This is a genomic window from Streptomyces sp. Ru62, from assembly GCF_002920615.1.
Lineage (GTDB): Bacteria > Actinomycetota > Actinomycetes > Streptomycetales > Streptomycetaceae > Streptomyces.
In genome coordinates this window covers 89877-96260 of the sequence record NZ_PQSU01000034.1, presented here as the reverse complement: position 1 = coordinate 96260, position 6384 = coordinate 89877, and the positions used below count along the sequence as shown (strand labels likewise).

The following is a 6384-nucleotide window of genomic DNA, read 5'->3' as shown; positions in this document are numbered from 1 at the left end:
CGGGCCGTGTGGGGCAGTGCGAGGCGCGACCGACACCGGATGCCGGGCCCGGTCAGCCGGCCGCCGAGGAAGGACCGCATCCGCCGGTTTCCGGTCAGGGCGGCGCGGCCCCATCAGACCCCGCCCCGGCGGGGCCGTGCGCTCCCTCGCGGGGCCGTGAAAGCTGAGTGACGCCCGGAGCGGGCAGCCGGGAAGGGCCGCATCCGTCGGTTCCCGTTGTGGTGCGTCCGGCCTCATGTGTGTCCCTCACCCGATGCCGTACCGCCCCCGCGGAGCGGCTGACGGCACCGTGAAGCCGATCCGGCCGATCACCGCGTCCCCGGGGCCCTCCCGCAAGCTGGCCGGTATCCCGTATCCAGGCGTCGCCGAACTCTCCCGCGTCCCGTGGACGGAGTCCAGCCGTATCGGCCGATCTCCCCATGGCGCGGCCTTGCTCGATTCGGAAGGATGCTGCGGGCGGCCGGCCGACGGCCGTGCCGTACCGGCAGCCCCATCCCGACGGAAACGGAGCGCATCGATGACCTCTGCGACCCCCCACGACCTCGTCGTCACACGGGCCACTCTCGACGACTGGCCGGTGATCAGCGGGTGGGCGGCCGCGGAGGGCTGGAATCCCGGGCTGTCCGACGGGCCCGCGTTCTTCGCGCAGGACCCCGAGGGGTTCTTCCTGGGCCGGATCGACGGGGAGCCGGTGTCGGCCGTCTCCGTCGTCAACCACGGCCCCGACTACGCCTTCCTCGGCTGCTACCTGGTCCGTCCCGACCTGCGCGGCCGGGGACACGGGCTCACCACGTGGAAGACCGCGCTGGCCCACGCCGGGAACCGGACCGTCGGCCTGGACGGAGTCGTCGCCCAGCAGGGCAACTACCGCCAGTCCGGCTTCCGTTCCGCCTACCGCACCATCCGCTTCACCGGCACCGCCCGCGAGAGCGGCACGCCCACCGGTGTCCGCCCGGCCGGGCCCGCCGACCTGGCCGCGCTCACCGCCTACGACAGCGCCTGCCACCCCGCCGACCGCCCCCGCTTCCTCGCCGAGTGGCTCCGCGCGCCCGGCCACCGTGCCGTCGTCCGCGAGGAGGGCGGTCGCCCGGCCGGCTACGGCGTGCTCCGCCCCGGCCACGACACCCTGCGCATCGGCCCCCTCTTCGCGGACACCGCCGACGACGCCCGGGCCCTGTTCGCCGCCCTCACCGCCGAGGCGGCCGGCAGCGAGGTGGCGATCGACGTCCCCGAGCCGAACGCGGCCGGCGTCGCCCTCGCCGAAGGGGCGGGCCTGCGCCCGTCGTTCGAGACCGCCCGCATGTACACGGGACCCGTGCGCCCGTACGCCCGCGAGCGGGTGTTCGGCGTCACCACGCTCGAACTCGGCTGAGCCTCACGCGCCTTCGGAGCGCCCGGCGTGGTGGCGGCGGTGCAACTCCCGTACCTCATCCACCAGTTCCGGCACCGGCCCCTCCACAACCACGTCGGGCGCGACGTCCCGCACGGGCAGCGTGCGCACCGGTGGCGCGGGCACGCCCAACTCGGCCAGCAGGCCGGAGAGCTGGACTGAGGAGACGATGTACACGATCCGGCCCAGCCCCACCCAGGCGTGCGCCGCCGCGCACATCGGGCAGTGCTCCCCGGAGGTGTAGACGGTCGCCGCCGCGCGCTCCTCGGGCGTCAGGTGCGCGGCCGACCAGCGGGCCAGCTCGAACTCGGGGTGCCGGGTGCGGTCCCCGTCCGCCACCCGGTTGCGGTCCTCCGCCAGCACGGTCCCGTCCCCGGCCACGAGCACCGACCCGAAGGGCTCGTCACCGGCGTCCAGCGCCTCTGTCGCCAGCTCCACACAGCGGCGCAGATGCCGCAGCTCACTGTTCCGGACCATCGGCCCACCTCCTCACGGCATGATCTCCGGCAGGGCACGCTACGGCCACCGCGGCCGACCCGGCCAGTGCGTCCGCCGCGGGGGCGACGGCCCGTCGCCGGGCCGGGAAGGCGTACCGGCGCCCGGCCGCGACCGTCGCGAGCGCCACCAGGACCGGCGGCAGCGCGGTCCAGGGCAGCGCCCCGGCGCCCGCCGCGTCCAGCGCGAGACCGCCGGTGAGCGAACCGGCGGCGATGCCCGCGTTGTACAGCGTGGTCTGCAACGAGGTCGCCACATCGGCGTCGGCCGGCCCCGACGCGTCGACCAGCGCGGTCTGGATCAGCGTGGGCGCCCCGCCGAAGGCCACGCCCCACAGCGCCACCGCACCGACCAGCAGGCCGGGCACCCGGGCGCCCAGGCCCAGCACCAGCAGCACGGCCGCGACCAGGGCGAGCGCCGTGAGCAGGGTGGGGCGCGGCCTGCTGTCGACCAGCACACCGGTGAGCCAGACGCCGGCCACCGTGGCGGACCCGAACACCGCGAGCAGCACGCCCGTACGGCCGTACCCCGCGTGCGCGGCGAACGGGGCGACGTACGTGTACATCACCTGGTGCCCCAGCAGCAGGAACAGCGTCACGGACAGCACCGGGCGGATGCCGGGGCGTACGGCGACCCGGACCAGGGGCACGCGCGCGTGCGGCGGCTCACCCGGGAAGCCGGGCACCCGCAGCCGTACCCAGCCCACGAGCAGCACGGCGAGCACGGCGAGGGTGCCGAACGCGGCCCGCCAGCCCACCGCTCCGGCCAGCGCGGTACCGGCGGGCACGCCGAGCGCCAGGGCCAGTGTGATCCCGGCCAGCACCACCGCGATGGCCCGGCCGCGCCGCTCGGCCGGCACCGTCCGGGCCGCGTACCCGGCGAGCATCGCCCACAGCGTGCCGCCCATCGCTCCGGCCAGCAGCCGGGCCGCGACGGTGAGCGGGTACGACGACGACACCGCCACCAGCGCGTCGCTGACGGCGAACCCCAGCAGCGTGCCGCACAGCACCGGGCGCCGGGGGAGTCCCCGCAGGGCCGCGGTCACCGGGATCGCGGCCACGAAGGAGGCGGCGGCGTACGCGGTGACGAGGAAACCGATCCGGGACTCGGCCACCCCCAGCGGGGGCGCCATCGCGGGCAGCAGGCCCGCCGGGAGGAGTTCGGTCAGTACGGCGGTGAACGCGGCGCAGGACAGGGCGAGCAGCCCCGACCACGGCAGGCGGCCGCCCTCGACCTGGGAGGACAGGGTCATGCGACCATGGTCGAAGCCTCACATCAGTGTGAAGGTCAAGCCTGGGTCCGGGAGGCCGGCATGCGGATCGGTGAGCTGTCCCGCCGTACGGGCGTCCCCACCCGGCTGCTGCGGTACTACGAGGAACAGCACCTGCTCCACCCGGAACGCGCCGCCAACGGCTACCGCAGCTATCCCGAGTCCGCGGTAGCGCGCGTGGGGCAGATCCGCGGCCTGCTGGAGTCGGGTCTGACCACCGGGATGATCCGCGCGCTCCTGCCGTACCTCTGCGGTCCGGGTCATCTGGTGCCGGCCCCCGAGGACGTGCCGCCGGAGACGGCCGCCCTGCTCCAGGAGCACATCGACCGCATCCAGGCCCGCATCGACTGCCTGGCCCGCAACCGGGACCGCCTCACCGCCTATCTGGCGGCGGTACGGCCGCAGGGCCGCTGACGCCCTGTCAGAGCTCCCGAGCGTGCCCGGTAAATCCTTTGTGTCTGCGCGGTCGGCATGGTGAGGTGAGGCCATGGATCATGCCTCAGTACTCGCCGTGTACGACCGGGATCTGCGCGAGGGTGCCCGGCCCGACGGACCCGGGGCCCGGATCGAGCGGGTCGGCGGGGTGGTGCGCCAGGTCGCGGACGCGCACGGCTGGAACGGCGTGCTCTGGTCCGGCCTGGGCGCGGCGGACGTGGACCGGACCGTCCGCGAGCAGATCGCCTACTTCGGCGGCCTGGGCCTGGACTTCGAGTGGAAGCTCTACGCCCATGACGAGCCGGCCGATCTCGGTGACCGGTTGCTCGCCGCCGGATTCCGGGCCGAGCCCGCGGAGACGCTGATGGTGGCCGAGGTGGGCGGGCTCCCGCTGGACACCGCGCCGCCGGCCGGTGTCCGCTTCGTCGAGGCCACCGATCCGGCCGGCGTCGACCTCGTCGTGGATGTGCACGAGAGGGTCTTCGGTACCGACGGCAGCGGGCTGCGGCACCGGTTGCTCGCCCGCCTGGCCGCCGACCCCGGCACGGTCGTCGCCGTGGCCGCCCTCGCCGACGGCGAACCCGTCGCCGCCGCCCGCATGGAGCTGGTGCCCGGCACCCGGTTCGCCGGGCTGTGGGGCGGCGGCACGGTCGAGGCCTGGCGGGGCCGGGGCATCTACCGCGCCCTGATCGCCCACCGCGCCCGTGTCGCCGCCGCCCAGGGCTACCGCTACGTCCATGTCGACGCCTCGTCCATGAGCCGCCCGATCCTGGCCCGTCTCGGCTTCCACGCGCTGAGCACCACGACGCCCCACGTCTACGAGAACTGACTCAGCGACGGGCCCGGCTCCGGTCCAGCGCGGCCACCCCGACGGCCGCCAGGGCTATCTGGATGAGCCACTCGATCCAGTCGGGCCCCTTCGTGTCGGCGACCCCGATCCCGGCGGCGATCGCCGAGCCCACCAGCGCGGCCACGATGCCGACGACGATGGTCCACAGGACTCCGATGTGCTGCCGCCCGGGGACGACCAGCCGCCCCAGCACACCGATGATGAGGCCGATGACGATGGCGCTGATGATGCCTGAGACCTCCATGGCCGACCCTCCTTGACGGTCTTGTCAACGATCCCCCGCTGATGTGGCATGTGCCCGCTGAAAGCGGAGCCACTCCGGTCCGGTTGCCCCCGGAAGCCTCTGTTCACCGCCCCTTCATGCCATGTACCTTTCAACCGTTCGACGCGTGTAGAACCCTCAAGCGGGTTCTACGCGCGCAGACTTGGCGCCCGCACCGCCCTCTTCCCCACCCCTTCACGGAGGTTCGACGGATGCCCGGATCCGGGAGATCCCGCCGCAGATTCACCACCGCCCTGGCCGGCCTGGGCCTGTTGGTCACCGCAGCCGCGTTCCAGGTCGGCACCGGCACCCCCGCCCACGCGGCGACCGCGCACCGCGTCCTGTTCGACAACGCCCACGCCGAGACGGCCGGCAACGCCGACTGGATCATCTCCACCAGCCAGCCCGACCCGCTCGGCCAGGACTCCACCCCGTCCGCCGAGACGGACTGGACCGGCGCCCTGTCCTCCTGGGGCGTGGCGCTGCAGAAGACCGGCGACTACAGCCTGAAGACCCTGCCCTCGGGCTCCAGCCTCGGCTACGGCGGCACGTCCGCGACCGACCTGTCGAACTTCGACACGCTGGTCCTGCCGGAACCCAACACGCTGTTCACCAGCGCCGAGAAGACCGCCATCATGACCTTCGTCAAGAACGGCGGCGGTCTGTTCATGATCTCCGACCACACCGGCGCCGACCGCAACAACGACGGCTACGACGCGGTCGAGATCTTCAACGACCTGATGACGAACAACAGCGTCGACTCCACCGACCCGTTCGGCTTCTCCGTCGACTCGCTGAGCATCAGCTCCGACCACCCCGCCGCGATCAGTGACAGCACCGACCCGGTGCTCCACGGCTCCTTCGGCACCGTCACCAAGAGCCTGATCGCCAGCGGTACGACCGCCACCCTCAAGCCCGCCGACAACCCGGCCGTCAAGGGCCTGCTCTACCGCACCGGTTACTCCGGCAACACCGGTGCCTTCTTCGCCACCAGCACCTTCGGCAGCGGCCGGGTCGCGTTCTGGGGCGACAGCTCCCCGATCGACGACGGCACCGGCCAGTCCGGCAACACCCTGTACGACGGCTGGAACGACTCCACCGCCACCGACGCGGCCCTCGCCCTCAACGCCACCGAGTGGCTGTCCGGCGCGGGCGGCAGCAGCGGCGGCGGTGGCGGCACCTGCACGGCCGCCCAGCTCCTGGCCAACCCCGGCTTCGAGTCCGGCGCCACCTCCTGGACCGCCTCCAGCGGTGTGATCACCAACGACACCGGCGAGGCGGCCCGCACCGGCTCCTACAAGGCCTGGCTGAACGGCTACGGCTCCGCCCACACCGACACCCTTGCGCAGTCGGTGACCATCCCCGCCGGCTGCACGAGCGCCACCCTGAGCTTCCACCTCCACGTCGACACCGCCGAGACGACCACCTCGACGGCCTACGACACCCTCAAGGCGCAGGTGCTGGGCAGCAGCGGAACGGTGCTGTCCACCCTCGCGACCTACTCGAACCTGAACGCGGCGAGCGGCTACACCCAGCGCAGCTTCAGCCTCGCGAGCTACGCGGGCCAGACCGTGACGATCAAGTTCACCGGCACCGAGGGCTCCACCCTCCAGACGTCGTTCGTCCTCGACGACACCGCGCTCACCGTGAGCTGAGCCGGGACAGGGGGTGGGCCGCGAGGT

7 protein-coding genes are annotated in these 6384 nt (G+C 73.4%); 4 read left to right on the top strand and 3 right to left on the bottom strand.

Going from position 1 to position 6384, the window contains the following annotated elements:
* Positions 1-517 precede the first annotated feature (517 nt).
* Positions 518-1372 (top strand): GNAT family N-acetyltransferase, encoded by an 855-nt coding sequence (locus tag C3492_RS35300; protein WP_103816720.1) that lies wholly within the window; start codon positions 518-520, stop codon positions 1370-1372.
* A 3-nt stretch (positions 1373-1375) separates the two neighbouring features.
* On the opposite strand, the gene C3492_RS35295 is transcribed toward C3492_RS35300, so the two are convergent.
* Together C3492_RS35295 and C3492_RS35290 are read right to left on the bottom strand one after the other, a co-directional pair.
* Complete coding sequence (locus C3492_RS35295; protein WP_103816719.1) at positions 1376-1867, bottom strand: nucleoside deaminase; 492 nt, start codon at positions 1865-1867, stop codon at positions 1376-1378.
* Entirely contained in the window at positions 1851-3137 is a 1287-nt protein-coding gene (locus C3492_RS35290; RefSeq protein WP_103816718.1) for an MFS transporter, read from the bottom strand. Before C3492_RS35290 ends, C3492_RS35295 begins: the two co-directional genes overlap by 17 nt.
* A gap of 60 nt (positions 3138-3197) precedes the next feature.
* Between C3492_RS35290 and C3492_RS35285 the strand changes: the two genes are divergently transcribed.
* Complete coding sequence (locus tag C3492_RS35285) at positions 3198-3569, top strand: MerR family transcriptional regulator (RefSeq protein ID WP_103816717.1); 372 nt, start codon at positions 3198-3200, stop codon at positions 3567-3569.
* A 73-nt stretch (positions 3570-3642) separates the two neighbouring features.
* Positions 3643-4419 carry a GNAT family N-acetyltransferase gene (locus tag C3492_RS35280; RefSeq protein ID WP_181140709.1) on the top strand — a complete coding sequence of 259 codons (777 nt, stop codon included), beginning with the start codon at positions 3643-3645 and terminating at the stop codon, positions 4417-4419.
* A gap of 1 nt (position 4420) precedes the next feature.
* Here C3492_RS35280 and C3492_RS35275 read toward each other — a convergent pair whose 3' ends face one another.
* Positions 4421-4684: a GlsB/YeaQ/YmgE family stress response membrane protein gene (locus C3492_RS35275; RefSeq protein WP_103816716.1), complete on the bottom strand. Its 264-nt coding sequence runs from the start codon at positions 4682-4684 to the stop codon at positions 4421-4423.
* Positions 4685-4914: 230 nt separating this feature from the next.
* Between C3492_RS35275 and C3492_RS35270 the strand changes: the two genes are divergently transcribed.
* Positions 4915-6357: a hydrolase gene (locus C3492_RS35270; RefSeq protein WP_103816715.1), complete on the top strand. Its 1443-nt coding sequence runs from the start codon at positions 4915-4917 to the stop codon at positions 6355-6357.
* Positions 6358-6384: the final 27 nt, after the last annotated feature.